At 67.5% G+C, this 19,406-nt stretch carries 21 protein-coding genes and 1 other RNA gene; 12 read left to right on the top strand and 10 right to left on the bottom strand.

Features of this window, described 5'->3' with window-relative positions:
- Positions 1-199 precede the first annotated feature (199 nt).
- Both clpB and ASF52_RS20260 read left to right on the top strand, forming a co-directional pair.
- Positions 200-2,827, top strand: a complete 2,628-nt coding sequence (gene clpB, locus ASF52_RS20255; RefSeq protein ID WP_056176087.1) for an ATP-dependent chaperone ClpB — start codon at positions 200-202, stop codon at positions 2,825-2,827.
- A gap of 202 nt (positions 2,828-3,029) precedes the next feature.
- A complete protein-coding gene (locus tag ASF52_RS20260) occupies positions 3,030-3,407 on the top strand; it encodes a hypothetical protein (protein WP_056176091.1) in 378 nt (125 codons plus the stop codon).
- 65 nt (positions 3,408-3,472) lie between these two features.
- Here the strand turns inward: ASF52_RS20260 and ASF52_RS20265 are convergent, their stop codons facing one another.
- Both ASF52_RS20265 and ASF52_RS20270 read right to left on the bottom strand, forming a co-directional pair.
- Positions 3,473-4,207 (bottom strand): M48 family metallopeptidase, encoded by a 735-nt coding sequence (locus tag ASF52_RS20265; RefSeq protein ID WP_056176093.1) that lies wholly within the window; start codon positions 4,205-4,207, stop codon positions 3,473-3,475.
- Between the two features lie 70 nt (positions 4,208-4,277).
- A complete protein-coding gene (locus ASF52_RS20270) occupies positions 4,278-5,546 on the bottom strand; it encodes a polyhydroxyalkanoate depolymerase (RefSeq protein WP_056176097.1) in 1,269 nt (422 codons plus the stop codon).
- Positions 5,547-5,842: 296 nt separating this feature from the next.
- On the opposite strand from ASF52_RS20270, the gene ASF52_RS20275 reads away from it, so the two are divergent.
- From ASF52_RS20275 to purQ, 5 genes are all read left to right on the top strand, one after another.
- Entirely contained in the window at positions 5,843-7,237 is a 1,395-nt protein-coding gene (locus ASF52_RS20275) for an ActS/PrrB/RegB family redox-sensitive histidine kinase (protein WP_056176232.1), read from the top strand.
- A gap of 30 nt (positions 7,238-7,267) precedes the next feature.
- Positions 7,268-7,870: an ActR/PrrA/RegA family redox response regulator transcription factor gene (locus ASF52_RS20280; protein ID WP_056176100.1), complete on the top strand. Its 603-nt coding sequence runs from the start codon at positions 7,268-7,270 to the stop codon at positions 7,868-7,870.
- A 109-nt stretch (positions 7,871-7,979) separates the two neighbouring features.
- A complete protein-coding gene (locus ASF52_RS20285) occupies positions 7,980-8,219 on the top strand; it encodes a hypothetical protein (protein ID WP_056176103.1) in 240 nt (79 codons plus the stop codon).
- 85 nt (positions 8,220-8,304) lie between these two features.
- Positions 8,305-8,544, top strand: a complete 240-nt coding sequence (purS, locus tag ASF52_RS20290; RefSeq protein ID WP_056176106.1) for a phosphoribosylformylglycinamidine synthase subunit PurS — start codon at positions 8,305-8,307, stop codon at positions 8,542-8,544.
- The gene (gene purQ / locus ASF52_RS20295) at positions 8,544-9,224 is read left to right on the top strand and encodes a phosphoribosylformylglycinamidine synthase subunit PurQ (protein ID WP_056176109.1); all 681 of its coding nucleotides are present in this window, start codon (positions 8,544-8,546) and stop codon (positions 9,222-9,224) included. The genes purS and purQ overlap by 1 nt, the downstream gene beginning before the upstream one ends.
- A gap of 114 nt (positions 9,225-9,338) precedes the next feature.
- Here purQ and ASF52_RS20300 read toward each other — a convergent pair whose 3' ends face one another.
- The 8 genes from ASF52_RS20300 to gap form a co-directional block, all read right to left on the bottom strand.
- Positions 9,339-9,884, bottom strand: coding sequence for an adenine phosphoribosyltransferase (locus ASF52_RS20300; RefSeq protein WP_056176113.1), 546 nt, complete (start codon positions 9,882-9,884; stop codon positions 9,339-9,341).
- 43 nt (positions 9,885-9,927) lie between these two features.
- The gene (locus tag ASF52_RS20305; RefSeq protein ID WP_056176116.1) at positions 9,928-10,722 is read right to left on the bottom strand and encodes an inositol monophosphatase family protein; all 795 of its coding nucleotides are present in this window, start codon (positions 10,720-10,722) and stop codon (positions 9,928-9,930) included.
- Between the two features lie 113 nt (positions 10,723-10,835).
- Positions 10,836-11,894 (bottom strand): tetratricopeptide repeat protein, encoded by a 1,059-nt coding sequence (locus tag ASF52_RS20310; protein ID WP_056176117.1) that lies wholly within the window; start codon positions 11,892-11,894, stop codon positions 10,836-10,838.
- Positions 11,891-12,550 carry a thiamine phosphate synthase gene (locus ASF52_RS20315; protein WP_056176120.1) on the bottom strand — a complete coding sequence of 220 codons (660 nt, stop codon included), beginning with the start codon at positions 12,548-12,550 and terminating at the stop codon, positions 11,891-11,893. Before ASF52_RS20315 ends, ASF52_RS20310 begins: the two co-directional genes overlap by 4 nt.
- Positions 12,551-12,577: 27 nt before the next feature.
- Positions 12,578-13,651: a class II fructose-bisphosphate aldolase gene (fba, locus tag ASF52_RS20320; protein ID WP_056176123.1), complete on the bottom strand. Its 1,074-nt coding sequence runs from the start codon at positions 13,649-13,651 to the stop codon at positions 12,578-12,580.
- Between the two features lie 182 nt (positions 13,652-13,833).
- Positions 13,834-15,036, bottom strand: a complete 1,203-nt coding sequence (locus ASF52_RS20325; protein WP_056176126.1) for a phosphoglycerate kinase — start codon at positions 15,034-15,036, stop codon at positions 13,834-13,836.
- A gap of 82 nt (positions 15,037-15,118) precedes the next feature.
- A complete protein-coding gene (locus ASF52_RS20330) occupies positions 15,119-15,568 on the bottom strand; it encodes a hypothetical protein (RefSeq protein ID WP_056176129.1) in 450 nt (149 codons plus the stop codon).
- 56 nt (positions 15,569-15,624) lie between these two features.
- Positions 15,625-16,632, bottom strand: a complete 1,008-nt coding sequence (gene gap / locus ASF52_RS20335) for a type I glyceraldehyde-3-phosphate dehydrogenase (protein WP_056176130.1) — start codon at positions 16,630-16,632, stop codon at positions 15,625-15,627.
- A 433-nt stretch (positions 16,633-17,065) separates the two neighbouring features.
- On the opposite strand from gap, the gene ASF52_RS20340 reads away from it, so the two are divergent.
- The 5 genes from ASF52_RS20340 to ASF52_RS20355 all read left to right on the top strand — a co-directional run bounded on the left by ASF52_RS20340 (position 17,066) and on the right by ASF52_RS20355 (position 19,335).
- Positions 17,066-17,347, top strand: a complete 282-nt coding sequence (locus tag ASF52_RS20340) for a DUF4164 domain-containing protein (RefSeq protein ID WP_443136707.1) — start codon at positions 17,066-17,068, stop codon at positions 17,345-17,347.
- Positions 17,348-17,357: 10 nt separating this feature from the next.
- Positions 17,358-17,717: a cell division protein ZapA gene (locus ASF52_RS20345; protein ID WP_056176137.1), complete on the top strand. Its 360-nt coding sequence runs from the start codon at positions 17,358-17,360 to the stop codon at positions 17,715-17,717.
- A gap of 49 nt (positions 17,718-17,766) precedes the next feature.
- A non-coding RNA gene (gene ssrS, locus ASF52_RS22260) (6S RNA) lies at positions 17,767-17,923 on the top strand.
- On the top strand, positions 17,913-18,503 hold the full coding sequence (locus ASF52_RS20350; protein ID WP_056176140.1) for a 5-formyltetrahydrofolate cyclo-ligase: 591 nt from the start codon (positions 17,913-17,915) through the stop codon (positions 18,501-18,503). The genes ssrS and ASF52_RS20350 overlap by 11 nt, the downstream gene beginning before the upstream one ends.
- A 10-nt stretch (positions 18,504-18,513) precedes the next feature.
- Positions 18,514-19,335 (top strand): TIGR00282 family metallophosphoesterase, encoded by an 822-nt coding sequence (locus ASF52_RS20355; RefSeq protein ID WP_056176143.1) that lies wholly within the window; start codon positions 18,514-18,516, stop codon positions 19,333-19,335.
- Positions 19,336-19,406: the final 71 nt, after the last annotated feature.

Genomic DNA, 19,406 nt, shown 5'->3' on the forward strand with positions numbered 1-19,406 from the left:
CCGGAAGATCCCGCCCCCACTTCGATCCGGACCCCCTTGTGGTGCGTATTTACAACACCACATCCGTGTCACCGGCGGCTGGATGGCGCCGGGGTTCTCGCAGTGAAGGTATGGGACCGGAGCCGGGGAACGACGTCTCGGAACGGCCGCGCCGCCTCATGCGGGCGGGACCGGACCGACACGGGGAGGTGGAAAGAGCATGAATTTCGAGATCTACACCGAACGCGCCCGCGGCTTCGTCCAGTCGGCGCAGACCCTGGCCATGCGCGAGGGTCATCCGCAATTGCAGCCGGGTCACCTCCTGAAGGTGCTTCTCGACGACCCCGAGGGCCTGTGTGCCGGCCTCATCGACCGTGCGGGCGGGCAGTCCCGGGTCGCCCTCGCGCAGGTCGAGACATGGCTCGCTAGGCAGCCCAAGGTGTCCGGCAATTCGTCCCAGCCCCAGGCGACGCGCGAACTCGTGCGCCTGTTCGACACCGCCGAGAAGGCGGCCGAGAAGGCCGGCGATTCCTACGTCACCGTGGAGCGCCTGCTCCTGGCGCTCGCCGTCGAGAAGGACACCGAGTCCGGCAAGGCGCTCGCCGCCGCGGGCGTGACGCCGGCGTCGCTGAATGGGGCCATCAACGCCCTGCGCAAGGGCCGCACTGCCGACAACGCCACGGCGGAGAACGCCTACGACGCCCTGAAGAAATACGCCCGCGACCTCACGGAAGCCGCCCGCGAAGGCAAGCTCGATCCGGTGATCGGCCGTGACGAGGAGATCCGGCGTACGATCCAGGTCCTGTCCCGGCGCACCAAGAACAATCCCGTGCTCATCGGCGAGCCCGGCGTCGGCAAGACCGCCATCGTCGAGGGGCTCGCCCTACGCATCGTCGACGGCGACGTGCCCGAGAGCTTGAAGGACAAGAGCCTGCTCGCCCTCGACATGGGCTCGCTGATCGCGGGCGCCAAATACCGCGGCGAGTTCGAAGAGCGCCTGAAGGGCGTGCTGTCCGAGGTGACGGCGGCCGAAGGCGGCATCATTCTGTTCATCGACGAAATGCACACCCTCGTGGGCGCCGGAAAGGCCGACGGGGCGATGGATGCCTCGAACCTCCTGAAGCCCGCCCTGGCACGGGGCGAACTGCACTGCGTCGGCGCAACAACCCTCGACGAGTACCGCAAGCACGTCGAGAAGGACGCCGCCCTGGCGCGGCGCTTCCAGCCCGTCTTCGTGTCCGAGCCCACCGTGGAGGATACGGTCTCGATCCTGCGCGGCATCAAGGAGAAGTACGAGCAGCACCACGGCGTGCGTATCCAGGATGCGGCGTTGGTCGCGGCCGCCACCCTGTCGAACCGCTACATCACCGACCGTTTCCTTCCCGATAAGGCCATCGACCTCATGGACGAGGCGGGCTCGCGCCTGCGCATGCAGGTCGATTCGAAGCCCGAGGAACTCGACAATATCGACCGCGAGATCGTGCGCCGGAAGATCGAGGGCGAGGCCCTGAAGAAGGAGACCGACACCGCCTCCCGCGACCGCCTCGTGCGGCTGGAAAAGGAGTTGGCCGATCTTGAGGAGCAATCCTCGGCCATCACCTCGCGCTGGAAGGCGGAGAAGGACAAGCTCGGGGCAGCGGCCGACCTGAAGAAGAAGCTCGACGAGGCCCGCACGGAACTCGCCAACGCCCAGCGCCAGGGTCAATATCAGCGCGCCGGCGAACTCGCCTACGGCGTGGTGCCGGGCCTGGAGAAGCAGCTCGCCGAGATCGAGGCGGCGGCCGAGTCTGCGGTCAGCCGCGACGGCATGGTCGAAGAGGCGGTGACCCCTGCCCACATCGCCGGGGTTGTCTCGCGCTGGACCGGCGTGCCCGTGGACAAGATGCTGGAGGGCGAGCGCGACAAGCTGCTCGCCATGGAATCGGCTTTGGCGAAGCGCGTCGTCGGCCAGCGCGAGGCGGTGGAGGCGGTCGCGACCGCCGTGCGCCGGGCCCGGGCCGGCCTGCAGGACCCCAACCGGCCCATCGGTTCGTTCATGTTCCTCGGGCCCACGGGCGTCGGCAAGACCGAGCTGACGAAGGCGCTCGCCGGGTTCCTATTCGACGACGACACGGCGCTCGTACGGATCGACATGTCGGAATACATGGAGAAGCACGCCGTTGCCCGCCTCATCGGTGCGCCTCCGGGCTACGTTGGCTACGAGGAGGGAGGGTCCCTCACGGAGGCCGTACGACGCCGGCCGTATCAGGTCGTGTTGTTCGACGAGGTCGAGAAGGCGCATCCGGACGTGTTCAACGTCCTCCTGCAGGTGCTCGACGATGGGCGCCTGACGGACGGGCAGGGGCGCACGGTGGACTTCCGCAACACCCTCCTCATCATGACCTCGAACCTTGGCTCCGAGTACCTCGTCAACCAGTCCGAGGGCGATGATACCGATGCCGTGCGCGACGAGGTGATGGGTGTGGTGCGCCATCACTTCCGGCCGGAATTCCTGAACCGGATCGACGAGATCATCCTGTTCCACCGCCTCAAGCGGTCGGAGATGGGCGCCATCGTCGACATCCAGCTCGGGCGTCTCCAGAAGCTTCTGGACGAGCGCAAGATCACCATCGACGTCGAGCCCGATGCCCGCGACTGGCTCGCGGACAAGGGGTACGATCCGGCCTACGGGGCGCGTCCGCTGAAGCGGGTGATCCAGAAGGCGGTGCAGGACCGCCTCGCCGAGCAGCTCCTGTCCGGATCGATCCACGACGGCGAATCGGTGCCGGTGCGGCTCGGGCCCCTCGGGTTGACCGTGGGCGATACCCTCGCGGCCGAGACGCGCCCGCAGAACCGCCTGCTGAACTGACACGGATGTGACCGGACCGTCGCTCGCGAGCGGCGGTCCGATGCGATCCATCGACTGCATACCGCGTTGATCCGCATGGTTAGCGAATTCTTAACGGGTTTGGCCGAAGGCTTGTCCCGGAATCGATGTTCCCGCAGTGGACTATCGCTAGGGGCAGCCAGGCCTTAATCCTGACGGCTACGCTTCAACACGGACGAACGCCATGCGATTCTGCGCCCTTCCCGCACTGATGCTCCTCGCCGGGATGGCGCAGGTGGAGGCCGGGTCGCTTCCGGTCGACGAGACCACCTATGTCGAGAACTCCCTGAACCGCGACGGCCGTCTCGTCGTCGAGCATCGGCCCATCGCCCGGACGCCGGGTGGGCGTCAGTCCGGCTCGTCCGCCGAACTCGCCGGCTTCTGCCACGAGGGTGGCATCATCCGCCGCCGGGACGAGTTCGGCCAACCCGTGATTCTGCGTCAGCGCGAAGTCTGCGACAGCGTCGCGCCGCGCACCCTTGCGCCGGGTCAGGTCGATGCCCGTCCGACTTGGCCCGAGGAGCCCGGTTCGCGCCGCCGCGTTCTGCGGGTGAAGGGCTGACGAAAAGGGTCCTGCCTCTCCGTCGTCTCGTGCCGAAGCTGGGTGAGCGTTCGGGAAGTACGTCCTCAGCCGTAACGATGCAGGCTCGATCCATTGCGCTTGAGCCAGCGTTCCGCCTCCTCGACATGCGGGCAGATGGCGCCGACGAGACTCCAGAACCGGGCCGAGTGATTCATCTCCTTCAGGTGCGCCATCTCGTGGGCGACGAGGTAGTCGAGCACCAGCGGCGGGGCCAGGATCAGCCGCCACGAAAAATTAAGGGCACCCTGGGCCGTGCATGAACCCCAGCGGCTGCGGGTGTCGCGTACGGTGATGCGCGTCGGCGCTTGTCCGATGGCTCCCCCATAGCTCTTCACGGCCGCGGTCAGATCCCGGCGCGCTTCCCGTTCGAGGAAATCGCCGATGCGCCGGGCGATGTGCGGTGCCTCGCAGGCAACGGAGATCACGGGATCGTCCGCCGTCGCCTCGACCCGCGTCAGGCCGCCCGTCGACGACCGGTGAACGATGCGATGGGGGATGCCGCGCAGGGGAAGCACCGCGCCATCCACGAAGGCGATTCGCTCCGGCAGCTTGGCCAGCCGCAGGGCGATCCAGCCGCTATGGCTGATCGCGAATTTCTGCGCCACCGCCAGCGAGGTCCGCGCCGGTAGGGTCATCACCACCTCACCGGTGGCGCTCGACACGCGCAGCGTCAAGCGACGCGCCGTCGGTCGACGCCGCAGGGCGATGCGGAAGGTCTCACCCTCGTGGGCGATATCGAGATGGTCCGGGTCCGGCCCGCGCAGCAGCGCCAATCGCATGCGGGCAGCTTAGCGGTGCCGCCGCCGCGCCGCCATCGTCGGGAAGGCGAATTGCTGGGGGCAGGTCGCCTCAGTCCGCCGGTTCCTGGGCGATGGCGGGGCGGGCCTGCATCGCGCGGATGAATTCGGCGATGCGCGGCGCGATCACGGTGCGATAACGGGAGCCGTTGAACACCCCATAATGCCCGACGCCCTTCTGCAGGTGATAGGCTTTTCGTTCGGGCGGCAGGTTCGGCGTGAGATCGAGGGCCGCCTGCGTCTGCCCGACCCCCGAGATGTCGTCGTTCTCGCCCTCGATGGCGAGGATCGCGCAGGTGCGGATCGCCCCGAGGTCGACGCGCGTGCCCGCGTGCATCATCGTGCCCTTCGGCAGGGCGTGATCGACGAAAACGGTCTTGATCGTCTGCAGGTAGAAGTCCGCCGTCAGGTCCATCACCGCGAGGTACTCGTCGTAGAAGTCGCGGTGCTTCTCGGCCGAATCGCCGTCGCCGGTGACGAGGTGGTCGAACATCTCCGCGTGGGCGTCGACGTGACGATCGAGGTTCATCGACATGAAACCGGACAGCTGGAAGAAGCCCGGATAGACGCTGCGCCACGCCCCCGGATACCCAGCCGGCACGGTCGTGATGCAGTTGCGCTCGAACCACTTCGTGCCGCGCTCCTGGGCGAGGCAGTTCACGGCGGTGGGCGAACGCCGCGTGTCGATGGGGCCGCCCATGAGGGTCATGGAAGTCGGCACGGTGGCGTGCCCGCGCGCCTCCATCACCGCGATGGCGGCCAGCACCGGCACCGCCGGCTGGCACACGGCCATGACGTGGAGGTCGGGCCCGAGCATGGTGAACAGGGCGATGAGGTAGTCGATGTAGGTGTCGAGGTCGAAGCGCCCGGCGCTCAGCGGCACCATGCGAGCATCGGCCCAATCGGTGATGAAGACCTGATGGTCCGGCAGCATCGCCTCCACGGTGCCGCGCAGGAGAGTGGCGTAATGCCCGGACATCGGCGCCACGATGAGGAGCTTCGGCTGTGGCTGGCTCGGACCGCGAACAAAACCACGGTCGAAGGTGATGGCCCGGCAGAACGGCCGCTCCCACACCACGCGTTCGCTCACCGGCACGCTGTGGCCCTCGATCCAGGTGCCGGTGAATCCGAAGCCCGGTTTGGCGTAGCGACGCGTCATCCGCTCGAACATCTCGCAGGCCGCCGCGACGCTGCGGGCATAGGGGCCGTACGACAACGGATTGGCTGGGTTCTGAAGGCTGTGCTTGACCATGTCGGCGGCAACCCGCGCCGGCGTGGTCATGATCCGGGCGGTCTCATACCAGTAGTAGGACAGGTTCACGATGGCCTCCCCCTGTTCCGGAACGCAGCGCCTGCCTGATGCATGAAGGTTGGCGCATGGTTCGTGCCGCGCCATTCAGCCCGGGCTTGTCTCCGACTTAGGGCGCAACCTGCGGCGACAAGTCCCGTGCGTGACGTTCCGGCCGCTTTGCCACCTCCGACGCGGGAGAGCGAAGTCCTGTCACGGATCGGCGTGGCGATGCGAACGAAAGCGTCCGCTTCGAACCAGGTGCGGAAGACTTGATTGCCCACGATGGGATGGACGTTGGATCACGCGGCCCTATCGTTCTGATGGACATGATGGACATGAGCACCACCGGCTTCGTGCGCGACGCCCGGCACCTCCGGCTCGATACCTTCGTCCGCCTGCGCTGGCTCGCGATCACCGGCCAGAGCGCGGCCGTGGTCGGCGCCCAGTTCGGCCTTGGGCTGCCACTGCCGTTCGGCTGGTGCTTCCTCGTCATCGCGGCCTCGTCGTGGCTGAATCTCGCCCTGCGTATCCGGTTTCCCGCGAGTTACCGCCTTAGCGACGATTCGGCTGCACTGTTGCTGGCGTTCGACATCATTCAGCTCGCGGCCCTGCTGTTCCTCACGGGTGGCCTGCAGAACCCGTTTTCGCTCCTGTTCCTCGCCCCTGTGCTGATCTCGGCCACAGCCCTGCCGCCCGAGCGGACCCTGGCCCTTGGGCTCCTCGCCATCGGCCTCGCGACCCTGCTGGCCCTCATCCACCGGCCGCTGCCGTGGTTCGCCGATGGCCGCCTCGAACTGCCGTTCCTCTACATTTCCGGGGTATGGACCGCGATTCTCCTCGGTACGGCCTTCACCGGTGTCTACGCCTGGAAGGTCTCCGAGGAGACCCGGCTCCTCGCCCAGGCGCTTGCCGCCACCGAGCTCGTGCTCGCCCGCGAGCAGCACCTTTCGCAGCTCGATGGTCTGGCGGCGGCGGCGGCGCACGAGCTCGGCACACCGCTCGGCACCATCATGGTGGTGACGAAGGAGCTGAGCCGTCAGCTCGCTCCGACGGCGTCGCCGGGCGTACGTGAGGATCTCGCGCTCCTTCGCGATCAGGTCGATCGCTGCCGCAGCATTCTGTCGAAGCTCACATCGCTCGATGGGGATGGGGGGGGCTTCCTCCAGACCGTGAGCCTGAGCCACCTCGTCGAGGAATTGGTGGCGCCCCAGCGCGCCATGGGCATCATCCTCGACGTCACCAGCAGGGGGGAGGGGCAGGAGCCCTCGACCCGGCGCAACCCCGGCGTCCTGTTTGGGCTCGCGAACATCGTCGACAATGCCGTGGATTTCGCCAAGACCCGCGTCATCATCGAGGCGCGCTGGACTTATGAGCAGGTCTGGCTCGAGATGCGCGACGACGGTCCCGGCTTCTCCGGCGAGGTGCTGCTTCGCGCCGGCGAGCCCTACGTGACCACTCGGAGCAACGACCGGGCGAAATCCGGCGCGACCACGGGTGCAGGCCTGGGACTGGGTTTGTTCATCGCCAAAACCCTCATCGAGCGCTCAGGTGCGCAACTCACCTTGTCGAACGCGCCCGATCCCACTGCGACGGGCGCCGTCGTGCGCGTGTCCTGGGCGCGGCACGTGTTCGAGCGCGGCATCGCGGTTGCGCGTCATGCACAGAATGGAGAGCTGGCAACCCCTGATCAGGACCGTTCCGGCGCCTATATAAGTTCCTGAAGACTTACAGGAACGCAGGAGACGCGTCGAATGCAGACGCAGACCGGTACAACGGCGCCTGGCGCCGATATCATGCAACTTGGCGATAACGATCCGCTGGCCGCTTTCACCGATCGTAGCCTGCTCATCGTCGATGACGACAAACCGTTCTCGACCCGCCTCGCCCGCGCCATGGAGATGCGCGGCTACGAGGTCCACGTCGCCGAGAGCGTGGCCGAGGGGGTCTCGATGGTGGATGCGCGGGCGCCGGCCTTCGCGGTCATCGACATGCGTCTCGGAGATGGGAACGGCCTCGACGTCATCGCCCGTCTCAAGGAGCGTCGCCCGGAGGCCCGCGGCGTGATTCTTACGGGCTACGGCAACATCGCCACGGCGGTCACGGCGGTGAAGCTCGGCGCGTTCGACTATCTCGCCAAGCCCGCGGATGCCGACGAGATCCACGGCACCCTCATGGCCCAGCCGGGCGAGCGGGCCGATCCGCCGGAGAACCCGATGTCGGCCGACCGGGTGCGCTGGGAGCACATCCAGCGGGTCTACGAGCTGTGCAGCCGCAACGTCTCGGAAACGGCGCGTCGCCTCAACATGCATCGCCGCACCCTGCAGCGCATCCTGGCCAAACGCGCGCCGCGCTGACGACGGGAAGGGGCGAAGTTGCGTGGTCCGACCAGATCGCGCTACTTCCCTCGACCGCCCGCGCAACGGGATCGCGCGGTGACGGAACGACAATCGGGATGCCACGCCAGTGAACACGCGCAACCTCATCACGATCGTCAGCATGATGGTGCTAGTGGGCACGGAAGTCTTCGCCGTCGCCATTGCGGCCGGATGGGCGCTGGCCGGCATCTTCGAACTCGGCGACACCGTCGGCCACGTGCTGATGGCCGTCTTCAGCCTCTTCGCCGCTTGGGTGATGTTGCAGCTCTGGCGTCGGGCCATCAGCATCGAACCCCTGCGCGCCGCCCCCGCCGTACAGCGCCGCTAGACGAGCAGGGTCCCTCCGCGTTGCCAGGGCGGCGTTTCCCGATTATCGCGGGGGCGCCCCGCCACGCGCAGCCGAGTTCGACCCCATGAAAGCACGCATCATCGTCACCCTGAAGACCGGCGTGCTCGATCCGCAGGGCAAGGCGATCGAGGCGGCGCTGACGTCGTTCGGCCTGTCCGGCGTCGACGGTGTGCGCCAGGGCAAGGTCTTCGACGTCGAACTCGTGGGCGACGACCGCGCCGCAGCCGAGGCCACCCTCAAGGCCGCCTGCGAGAAGCTCCTGGCCAATACCGTGGTCGAGAACTACGCGATCGAGATCGCCTGATGCGCGCCGCCGTCATCGTCTTTCCGGGCTCCAACCGTGACGCGGATGTCGCCCGTGCCCTGACTCAGGCCGGGGCCGAAGTGGTCAAGGTCTGGCATGCCGACACCGAACTGCCGGCGGGCACCGACCTCGCCGTCCTGCCGGGCGGCTTTTCCTACGGCGACTACCTGCGCTGCGGCGCCATCGCGGGCCGCGCGGCGGCCATGGATGCCGTGCGCGCGCACGCGGCGCGCGGCGGCTTGGTGCTGGGCATCTGCAACGGCTTCCAGATTCTGTGCGAGTCGGGTCTGCTGCCCGGCGTCCTCATGCGCAACGTCGACCGGCGCTTCATCTGCCACCGGCAGCTCCTGCGCGTCGAGCGCGCCGATACCCGCTTCACCACGGCCTACACCAAGGATCAGGTCATCGACGTGTGTGTGGCGCACGGCGAGGGCAACTACTTCGCCGATCCCGACACCATCGTGCGCCTCGAAGGCGATGGCCGCGTGGCGTTCCGCTACTGCGACGCGTCGGGCGCGCTGACGGTGGATGCCAATCGCAACGGCTCGCTTAATTCCATCGCGGGCATTTATTCCGAGAAGCTCAACGTACTCGGGCTGATGCCGCACCCGGAGAACTTCGTCGAAGATCTCGTCGGTGGCACGGACGGGCGCGGCCTGTTCGCGAGCTTGGCTGCATAGGGCCTTCGACCCTCCCTCTGTGTCGGGGAGGGCGGTCGCGGAGCGGGAGGTCGAGGGAGACGACCTCCGCGCAGCTAATGCATTTCCTCTTGCAGGACCGCGCGTCTTACGGACCTAGTGCCCGTCGAACTCCATCAGCGTCCGCACTGGGACGTCGAGATCCCGCAGTTTCTGCGCGCCACCAATCTCGGGTAGATCGATGACGAAGCAGGCGGCCACGACCTCGGCACCGATCTGACGAAGCAGGTTCACCGCCGCGCAGGCCGTCCCGCCGGTGGCGATGAGATCGTCCACCAGAAGCACCCGGTCGCCCGGCTTGATCGCATCGACGTGGATTTCCATTTCGTCGGTGCCGTATTCGAGGGCATAGGCGATCGACACGGTCTTGTGGGGCAGCTTGCCTTTCTTGCGGATCGGTACGAAGCCCGACGAAAGCTGGTGCGCCACTGCGCCACCAAGGATGAACCCGCGCGCCTCGATGCCGGCGACCTGATCGATCCGGCCGCCCGCGAACGGATGCACGAGGGCATCGACCGCCCGACGGAAGGCACGCGGATCGCTCAATAGCGTGGTGATGTCGCGAAACACGATACCGGGCTTCGGGTAGTCCGGAATCGAGCGGATCGACTCTTTCAGCGCGATATGGCGGCGGGAATCCATGGCGGCGGCCTTCGTCGAGTTCGATGATGAGTGGGCGTGGGTTTCAGGCGTTGGCGCGGCGCAGGAGCTTCACGAGATCCCCATGCAGGTTCTCGTTGCCGGCGGCCACCGAACGCGCGGCGAGGGGCTCGGCGCCGCCATCGGCGCTGGAGACGAAGCCGCCGGCCTCGCGCACCAGGATGATGCCGGCCGCGATGTCCCAGGTCTGCAGGTCGCGCTCCCAGTACAGGTCCGAGCGGCCGCAGGCGACGTAGGCGAGATCGAGAGCCGCCGAGCCGAACCGGCGGATGCCCCCGCTCACGGCCATCACGGCCGCCACCTCGCGCAGGAGCTTCGGATGATCGCCGCGCCCAAGGTAGGGTGAGCCGTAGGCCACGAGGGCGTCGGCCATGTCGACACGGCCTGAGACGCGCAGCCGGCGGTTGTTGAGGTAGGCGCCCTTGCCGCGTTCGGCCACGAACAACTCGTCCTTGGCTGGATCGTAGATCACGCCGGCGACGATCTGGCCCTCGCGCTCCAAGCCCACGGAAATCGCGAAATGCGGGATGCCGTGCAGGAAGTTGGTGGTGCCGTCGAGGGGGTCGACGTGCCAGGTGTGGCTCTTGTCGGCGCCCTCGACGATGCCGGATTCCTCGAGCACGAGGCCGTAGCCGGGCCGGGCCTTCATCAGAGCGTCGCGCAGGACTTCCTCAGCCTTGCGATCGGCCGCCGAGACGAAATTGCCCGGTCCCTTGCGCGAGACTTGAAGGTTCTCGATCTCGCCGTAGTCGCGCTTGAGGCCGCGGGCGGCCTTGCGGACGGCATCGACCATGACGGTCATGAGGGGTGAGCTGATCATCGCTTGAAGGGTCCGGGTCGATTCAAAGAGCGTCGGAGACGCGAGAGGTCTGAGGGGGGCCATAGCACGTTTGGCGCCGGCCTCATCCCCGTCGGAGCACGGGCGGGATGCGCCTATTTCACGTTGGCGCGTTCGGACGCCATCTGCTCGGCCCGGGTACGCTCCTCGGGGCTGAGTCCCGTCAGGGTCTGGTCGAGCCATGCGTCGGAGAGCCCCTGCGCCGCGGCGGCCAGGTTCCAGGCCGCTGCCTCCACGAGGTTCTTCGGTACGCCGCGACCGTTGGCGTAGAGGCGTGCGATCCGGTTCTGCGCGATGGCGTTGCCGCGCGAGGCGGCATGGAGGAAGTAGCGGGCGGCGCGGCCCTCGTCCTTGGCGATGCCGGTTCCGTTAAACAGCAGGATGGCGAACTCGACCTCGCCGGCGAGATCGCCGTTGTCGGCCGCCCGGCGGAACAGTTCGGCTGCCTGCGCCGGGTCTTTCGCGACCCCGCGGCCCTGAAGATAAAGGACGCCGAGGCCGTGCTGGGCGGCGCTGATCTCGCCGTTGGCCGCCTTGCGGAACAGGGTCGCGGCCTTGGCTTGATCGGCCTCCGTGCCCGAGCCGAGCAGGATCAGCGCCAGATTGTAAGAGGCGGTGGCGTCACCCTTGTCCGAAGCCTGTTCGAGCCAGCGCCGACCGGCCTTCAGGTCCTTGGGGCCGCCGCGTCCATCGATGGACATGAGACCGAGCGACGCCATGGCGTGGACATCGCCCTGGGCCGCGGCCAGACGGTACCACTCGGCGGCCTTCACCGGGTCCTGCTTGATGCCCAGGCCCTGGTTGTTGAGTTCGCCGAGCAGCGTCATCGCCGCCGCGTCCCTGGAATTAGCCGAGAGCCGCTTCGTCGCCTCGCGGAGGGCGGTGGTGTACTGGCCGCGCTGATAGGCACCGAACGCGACATCGGTTTCCTTGTTCGACGTCGGCGGGTTCGCACCCATCACGCCGGGCGTGTAGGGCGTCGGCAATTCCTTCAGCGGCGCTGTGAAGACTTCCTTTGACGCCGGCTTCGGGACCGGTGCCTGCGCGTTCGCCCCCGGGACGATGGGCATCACCGGCTGGGGCGACTGTGCCAGCGCGCTTCCGGGGCCGGCCAACGCCAGGACCGACGCAAGCAAACGGGCGGCACTACTCATGGAGCCGACCCCGCGGCGTTCACCATCGCCTGGATCGCGGCCACGTCCGCGTCGTTGCCCATCCACAGGGCGCTTTCGAGTCCGAGGAATTCCGCGCCCGTCGCGGCGAGGGCCGCCACCTCCTCGACTTCGTGGGCGACGGCGATGCAGGGCGTTTCGAAGATCTCCGTCCACCACGTCGTCCGGTCGAGGATCGTGGCCGCTTCTGGCGCGATCCCGTCGGCGTACAGGCCGCCGAACATCACGTAGTCGACGCCGGCCTCTCCGGCCTCCATGGCCGCGTGTTTCTGCTCGTGGCCACCAGCCCCGAGGATGCGCCCGTCGTCGAGGCGTCCGCGCAGGTCCGCCAGGATCCCATCCTTCGGCTTGTCGAGATGGACTCCATCGGCGCCGCCACGCGCCGAGACGCTCACCAGATCGCCCGGGAAACCGGTGCAGGCCAAGACCAAGGCCGCACCCGTGCCCTGCGCCGCGGGGGCGAGACGCTTGACGAGGTTGACGAGGCTACGCTCATCGGCGGGAGCGAGGCGCAGGATCACGGCCGCGACGTCGCTGGCGGCGCACGCGGCTGTCAGGGCTGCCGCGAGGACGTCGGCGTCACCCGCCTCGATACGGTGCGGGGTGAGGAGGGCGAGGCGGGTACGGGGCTCGGCCATAGGGGTCCTTCAGGAAGCGTCGGGCGCTCAGCGTGCCGCGCCGATCTTCGGATCGAGGGAGCCGTCCGCGTAGCGCTTGGCCATGTTGGCGACGGAGATCGGGCGAATCTTCGAGCCCTGACCGGCGGTGCCGAACTCTTCGAAGCGCTGGCGGCAGAGCTTCGTCATCGCCTCCATGGCCGGCTTGAGGTACTTGCGCGGGTCGAACTCGGCCTTGTTCTCGGCCAGGATTTTCCGGATCTGACCGGTCATCGCCATGCGGTTGTCGGTGTCGATGTTGATCTTGCGCACGCCGTGCTTGATGCCGCGCTGGATCTCCTCGACGGGCACGCCCCAGGTCGGCTTCATCTGGCCGCCGTACTGGTTGATGATGTCCTGCAGGTCCTGCGGCACCGAGGAGGAGCCGTGCATCACCAAGTGTGTGGTGGGCAGGCGCCGATGGATCTCCTCGATCACGTTCATGGCGAGCACGTCGCCGTCGGGCTGCCTCGTGAACTTGTAGGCGCCGTGCGAGGTGCCCATGGCGACGGCGAGGGCGTCGACCTTGGTGGCCTCGACGAACTTAACGGCCTCGTCCGGGTCGGTGAGAAGCTGGTCGTGGCTCAGCACGCCTTCGGCGCCGTGTCCGTCCTCGGCCTCGCCCTCGCCGCTCTCCAGGGAGCCGAGCACGCCGAGTTCGCCCTCGACCGAGACGCCGGCCCAATGGGCCATCCTGGTGACGTTGCGGGTGATCTCGACATTGTAGGCATAGTCGGCCGGAGTCTTTCCGTCGGCCTTGAGGGACCCATCCATCATCACCGAGGTGAAGCCGTACTGGATCGCCGTGGCGCAGGTGGCCTCGTCGCTGCCGTGGTCGAGGTGCATGCAGACGGGGATGTGCGGATAGACCTCGACTAGACCGTCGATGAGCTTGGCGAGCACGATGTCGTTGGCGTAGGCGCGCGCCCCCTTGCTTGCCTGGAGGATGACCGGCGAATCGGTGGCGTCCGCCGCCGCCATGATGGCGAGACCCTGCTCCATGTTGTTCAGGTTGAACGCCGGCACGCCGTACTCGTACTCGGCGGCATGGTCGAGGAGCTGCCTCAGGGTGATGCGGGCCATGGGTTTCTCCTCGATTTCGACCGCCGTCGGGGCAGTTCGCTCAGACGCGCCGGATAGCGCCTTCCTTCAGAATTCGTCGTCTTCTCAAGCCAGAACGGCGCGACTGCAACCGTAATCGGCCTTGTCGATCGTTTCGCCGGGATAAAGCCGGTCGGAACCGTCACGACCACGTGGGCGGACGCTCAAGCTCTGATGCGCAGGGCCTCGACGCCGGGCAATTCCTTGCCTTCCAGCCATTCGAGAAAGGCGCCACCAGCCGTCGAGACGTACGAGAAGGTCTCGCCCACGCCCGCGTGGTTCAGGGCCGCCACGGTGTCGCCGCCGCCCGCCACGGAGACCAGCTTGCCGGCCGTGGTCCGCTCCGCCGCGTGACGGGCCGCCGCCACGGTGGCGGCGTCGAAGGGGGACAACTCGAAAGCGCCGAGCGGGCCGTTCCAAACCAGGGTCGCGGCGGTGTCGATGGCCGCGTTGATCTCGGCGACCGTTCTGGGGCCGGCGTCGAGGATCATGCCCGCCTCGGGCACCGAATCGACGGCGACGGTCTCGTGCGCCGCGTTGGCCCTGAACTCGCTGGCCACGACGGCATCCACCGGCAGGACGATGCGGCAGTTCGCAGCCTTGGCGGCCTCGACGATGCGAAGGGCGGTCTCGGCGAGATCCTTTTCGCAGAGGGACTTGCCGACCCCGAGGCCTTGCGCGTGCAGGAAGGTGTTGGCCATGCCGCCGCCGATGACCAGCATGTCGACCTTGGCGACGAGATTCTGAAGCAGGTCGATCTTCGACGACACCTTGGCACCGCCCACGAGGGCGATGACCGGCCGGGTCGGCGCTTCGAGACCCTTGGTCAGGGCATCGAGTTCCGCCTGCATCAGGCGCCCGGCATAAGCCGGCAGAACGTGGGCGAGCCCCTCCGTCGAGGCGTGGGCGCGGTGCGCCGCCGAGAACGCCTCGTTGACGTAGAGGTCGCCGTTGGCCGCGAGTTCGGCAACGAAGGCCGGATCGTTCTGCTCTTCGCCGGCATGGAAGCGGGTGTTCTCGAGGAGAAGCACCTGGCCGTCCTTCAGGGCACCGACGGCCTCGGCGGCGGCGGGGCCGACGCAATCTTCGGCGAAAGCCACCGGCCGGCCGAGGTGCGCGGCGATGGTCGCGACCACGGGCTTCAGGGATTCGCTCGCAACCGGCTTGCCCTTGGGACGGCCGAAATGCGCCAGCAGCACCACGCGCCCGCCCTTGTCGACGATCTCCCGGATCGTCGGGACGATGCGCTCGATCCGGGTCGCATCGGTGACGCGACCGTTATCCATAGGCACATTGACGTCCACGCGAAGGAGAACGCGCTTGCCGTTCAGGGCGCCGGCATCGTCGAGGGTACGGAAAGCGGTCATCGGGGCCTTGGTCTCGGAAAGTACCGGCGTCCCGCGAGTAGGTCTTGGTCTCGCGGGCAGGAATTGGGCGGCGATTCGAGGGTCAGCGCGGCGGAATGAGTGCGTCGAGGTGGAAGCGCTGGGCGGCGATGGTGAGCGCTACGGTCAGCACCGCCGTGATGATCGCCGTCAACACCAGGGCGCCGGAACCCGGCAGACCCCGGGTTCGGTCGCCGATGGCGCGGACTTCGCTGCGCAGGGCGGCGAGATCGGTCTGTCGGGCGGCCTCGTTCATGCGCGCGGCAGCGCCTTCGATCTTTTCCTCGACACGCGACAGCAGCGCCTCCGAGCGAGCATACTTGTCCTCGATACGGGCGCACTTGTCCTCGATACGGGCAAGCTGATCGCCACCCGGAGCCGCGGTTGGAGACAGCGTCTCGGCCTTGCCCACGACGACCGGCGTGGACGCCTGGGGCTGGGGCGGGGCTACCGACGGCCCGGCCGGAGGTGTGCCTGGGATGAAGTCGCGTCCGGTGGGGGAGGTCTCTGTCATCTCGGGCACACCATCGTGTTTCTTCAAGGAGCGGACGATCCGTCAGTCCGCACGGATCAGAGCAGCTTGCCCATGGCCACGGCCGTGTCGGCCATGCGATTCGAGAAGCCCCACTCGTTGTCGTACCAAGCGAGAATCCGTACGAAGGTGCCGTCCATCACCTTCGTCTGGTCGAGGTGGAAGGTCGACGAGTGGGGATCGTGGTTGAAGTCGATGGAGACGTTGGGCTGGTCCGTGTAGGCGAGCACGCCCTTGAGCGGGCCGTCCGCCGCGGCCCGGATGGCGCCGTTGATCTCGTCCACGGTGGTGGCGCGCTTGGCGGTGAACACGAGGTCCACGGCCGAAACGTTCGGGGTCGGCACGCGGATCGAAGTTCCGTCGAGCTTGCCCTTCAGCTCCGGCAGCACGAGGCCGACGGCCTTGGCCGCGCCCGTGGAGGTCGGGATCATCGACAGGGCGGCGGCACGGGCCCGGTAGAGGTCCTTGTGCATCTGATCGAGGGACGGCTGATCGTTGGTGTAGGAATGGATCGTGGTCATGAAGCCGCGCTCGATCCCGATGAGATCGTTCAGCACTTTGGCCACCGGCACGAGACAGTTGGTGGTGCACGAAGCGTTGGAGATCACGAGGTGATCGGCGGTGAGCGCCTGGTGGTTGATGCCGTAGACGACCGTGAGGTCGGCGCCATCTGCGGGAGCCGAGACGATGACGCGCTTGGCGCCCGCATCGAGGTGAGCCTTCGCCTTGTCCTTCGAAGTGAAGATGCCCGTGCATTCGAGGGCGATGTCCACGCCGAGTTCGCGGTGCGGCAGCTCAGCAGGATTCCGCACGGCGGTGACCCGGATGCGGTTGCCGTCGACGACGATGAACTCGCCATCCACCTCGACCTTGGCGTTGAAGCGGCCATGGATCGAATCGAAGCGCAGGAGGTGGGCGTTGGTCTCGACGGGGCCGAGATCGTTGATGGCCACCACCTCGATGTCCTTGCGACCGGCCTCGTGGATGGCGCGTAGAACGTTGCGACCGATACGTCCGAACCCGTTGATGGCTACCTTCACCGACACGGCGTGAACCCTTCCGTTAAACGGACACCGACCCTGCGGCGCCCTCCAGCATGGAGATCGAAGCGGCCGGCCCGAAGGACAAGCCCCGATTTATCGCTCGCTCTGTGCGAATCTAGTTTGAACGCACGATGAATTGCGACCGCCATCCGGCCATTCGGGATCATCCGGGAACCGGACGATGCGCGCGAGGGGCCTGAACTTGTCACGGAATGCTGTATCCGGTTTGGCGGGCGGCCGGTCTCTACCATGCTCGATCTGCCCGGCAAAGGTCGGTCGGGCCTTGCGGGCATTGCGCGCACAGGCATGGGAGCCTGTTTGTCATTCGACTCCATTCCCGCGCCGGATGCTAGCTGTGCCGCGCGGCGCACGTCATGGTATCGGGGCGTGTCGCATGTGGATGCAGACCGGTGCGGAGCTTTGGGAGACGCGTTTCGTGAGTGAGGCCATCGACGACGCCCTGTCGCGGCTCGAAGTTGCCCTGACCCGCCTGGAGGCGGCCGTGGGGCAGCGGTTCGAGGCCGAGCGCGATCCCAGCGACCTCGAAACCGAACTCGCCATCATGGGAGAAGACCGCGCTCGCCTGGGCGCGGAGCTCGATGCCGCCAGCGCCCGTCTCGCCGCGGTGGAGGCCGCCTCCGACGACGTCGGGCATCGCCTCGGCCGGGCCATCGCCGCCGTCGAGGGCGTACTGGTCCCATCCTCCCCCGCGCGCTAGCCTGGATTCGATGCCCCAGATCAACGTCACCATCGATGGCAAGAATTACCGTATGGCCTGCGCCGAGGGCGAGGAGCCGCATCTCACCGCCCTCGCGACGGAGCTCGACGGGCGCATCACCGGTTTGCGGGCGTCGTTCGGCGAGATCGGCGACATGCGCCTGCACGTCATGGCGGCGCTATTGCAAGCCGATGAGCTCGACGAGACGCGGCGTCGGCTCGCCGCCTTGGAGGCCGAGACCACCGGCCTGCGCGCCCAGGTAGAGACCGCCGATGCGACCCGTGCCGCGGAGGAGACCCGCATCGCCGCCGGCCTCGGCCGTTGCGCCGAGCGGATCGAGCATTTGGCAAAGACGCTTTCGGCTGGTTGACGCCACCATGCCCCTGGCGCCAGCCATTGGCCGACGCTACATAGGTTCTGCGGGGCTGCCGCGTTCGTCAGGAGAACTTTCCCCGGGGCCTTATCGACTCCCCAGGGAGCTGTCCCTGGCCCTGTCCCTGGACTCGGCCAACACGGCGCCCACCTACACTGTAGGTTTCCCGGGATCGACACTCCAACGGCTCATGTGGCTCCGCACTCTCACTCGCACGCTTCCTTGAAAGCGTCCCTTCGCCAAGCGGCCCTCGGGCGGCGCGATGCCCTCGATCCTGAGGTGCGGCGTGCCGGTGCCCGGGCGATTGCCGATGCCGTGATGCGCATCGATGGCCTTGCCGAAGCCCCCATCGTCGGAGGTTTTTGGCCGATCCGCAGCGAGGTCGATCCCCGACCGCTCATGGAGCGCCTGTTCGCGCGCGGCCAGCGGGTCGCTCTGCCGAAAGTGACACCCGACGGCCTCGTCTTCCGTGAATGGCGCGCCGGTGACGCCCTGGTGCGTGGCGGCTTCGGCCTGAGCGAACCGGACGACAGCCTGCCGCCCCTCGATCCCACCGTGCTCATCGTGCCGCTTGCCGCCTATGACACGCGCGGGCACCGAATCGGCTACGGGCGCGGCTATTACGATCAGGCCATCGCGCGCCTCGGGCGAAACGGACCGGTGCTGACCATCGGGATCGCGTTTTCCGTGCAGGCGGTGGACGAGGTCCCTGCCGAATCGCACGATCAGCCCCTCGATCATCTCATCACCGAAGCGGGCCCGGTCCCGCTGAAACGAGCCTGACGAACAAGCGATGCGTCTTCTCTTCCTCGGCGACGTGGTCGGCCGGCCCGGCCGCCACGTGATCACCGACCGCCTGCCGAAACTCCGGGAACGCTGGCGTCTCGATTGCGTCGTGATCAACGGCGAGAACGCCGCAGGGGGCTTCGGCCTCACCGAGGCCATCTGCGACGAGTTGCTCCAGGCCGGTGCCGATGCCGTGACCCTCGGCAATCATTCGTTCGATCAGCGCGAGGCCCTCGTCTTCATCGCCCGGCAGTCGCGCCTCGTGCGCCCGGCGAACTACCCGCCCGGCACGCCGGGGCGCGGTGCCACCGTGGTCGAGACGGCCAAGGGCGCCCGGGTCCTCGTCCTCAACGTCATGGGCCGCATCTATATGGACGCCCTCGACGATCCGTTCGCGGCGGCCGAGCGCGAACTTACCGCTTGTCCGCTTGGTGAGGTCGCCGATGCGGTCATCGTCGATGTCCACGCCGAGGCGACGAGCGAGAAGCAGGCCTTCGGGTATTTCCTCGACGGCCGTGCCAGCCTGGTGGTCGGCACTCACACCCATACCCCGACGTCCGACCACCGCATCCTGCCCGGTGGCACCGCCTACCTCTCGGACGCGGGCATGTGCGGCGACTACGATTCGATCCTCGGCATGCAGAAGGACGAACCTCTGCGCCGCTTCCTCCAAAAGACGCCGGGCGCGCGCTTGGAGGCTGCGCACGGGGAGGGGACCCTGTGCGGCATCGCGGTGGAGACGGACGACCGCACCGGCCTCGCCACGGGCGTCTGGCCCGTGCGCCTCGGGCCGCACCTCGAGGAAACCTGGCCGCGCGGCTGGGATTAGCTCGCCAACGGGGGATGTTCACCGCAGGCGGGTTGATCGACGCTCGACCTACAGCCAATGTGCGGCCGGGA

This window comes from Methylobacterium sp. Leaf112, from assembly GCF_001423295.1.
Taxonomy (GTDB): Bacteria; Pseudomonadota; Alphaproteobacteria; order Rhizobiales; family Beijerinckiaceae; genus Methylobacterium.

Excerpts from the sequence above, each read along its gene's own strand:
- ASF52_RS20280 (WP_056176100.1), top strand. The coding sequence starts at position 7,268 with ATGCAGACGCAGACCGGTACAACGGCGCCTGGCGCCGATATCATGCAA.
- purS (WP_056176106.1), top strand. The coding sequence starts at position 8,305 with ATGAAAGCACGCATCATCGTCACCCTGAAGACCGGCGTGCTCGATCCG.
- ASF52_RS20355 (WP_056176143.1), top strand. The coding sequence starts at position 18,514 with ATGCGTCTTCTCTTCCTCGGCGACGTGGTCGGCCGGCCCGGCCGCCAC.
- purQ (WP_056176109.1), top strand. The coding sequence starts at position 8,544 with ATGCGCGCCGCCGTCATCGTCTTTCCGGGCTCCAACCGTGACGCGGAT.
- ASF52_RS20300 (WP_056176113.1), bottom strand. The coding sequence starts at position 9,884 with ATGGATTCCCGCCGCCATATCGCGCTGAAAGAGTCGATCCGCTCGATT.
- ASF52_RS20315 (WP_056176120.1), bottom strand. The coding sequence starts at position 12,550 with ATGGCCGAGCCCCGTACCCGCCTCGCCCTCCTCACCCCGCACCGTATC.
- ASF52_RS20260 (WP_056176091.1), top strand. The coding sequence starts at position 3,030 with ATGCGATTCTGCGCCCTTCCCGCACTGATGCTCCTCGCCGGGATGGCG.
- ASF52_RS20265 (WP_056176093.1), bottom strand. The coding sequence starts at position 4,207 with ATGCGATTGGCGCTGCTGCGCGGGCCGGACCCGGACCATCTCGATATC.
- ASF52_RS20345 (WP_056176137.1), top strand. The coding sequence starts at position 17,358 with ATGCCCCAGATCAACGTCACCATCGATGGCAAGAATTACCGTATGGCC.
- ASF52_RS20305 (WP_056176116.1), bottom strand. The coding sequence starts at position 10,722 with ATGATCAGCTCACCCCTCATGACCGTCATGGTCGATGCCGTCCGCAAG.
- ASF52_RS20310 (WP_056176117.1), bottom strand. The coding sequence starts at position 11,894 with ATGAGTAGTGCCGCCCGTTTGCTTGCGTCGGTCCTGGCGTTGGCCGGC.
- ASF52_RS20325 (WP_056176126.1), bottom strand. The coding sequence starts at position 15,036 with ATGACCGCTTTCCGTACCCTCGACGATGCCGGCGCCCTGAACGGCAAG.
- ASF52_RS20275 (WP_056176232.1), top strand. The coding sequence starts at position 5,843 with ATGATGGACATGAGCACCACCGGCTTCGTGCGCGACGCCCGGCACCTC.
- ASF52_RS20330 (WP_056176129.1), bottom strand. The coding sequence starts at position 15,568 with ATGACAGAGACCTCCCCCACCGGACGCGACTTCATCCCAGGCACACCT.
- clpB (WP_056176087.1), top strand. The coding sequence starts at position 200 with ATGAATTTCGAGATCTACACCGAACGCGCCCGCGGCTTCGTCCAGTCG.
- fba (WP_056176123.1), bottom strand. The coding sequence starts at position 13,651 with ATGGCCCGCATCACCCTGAGGCAGCTCCTCGACCATGCCGCCGAGTAC.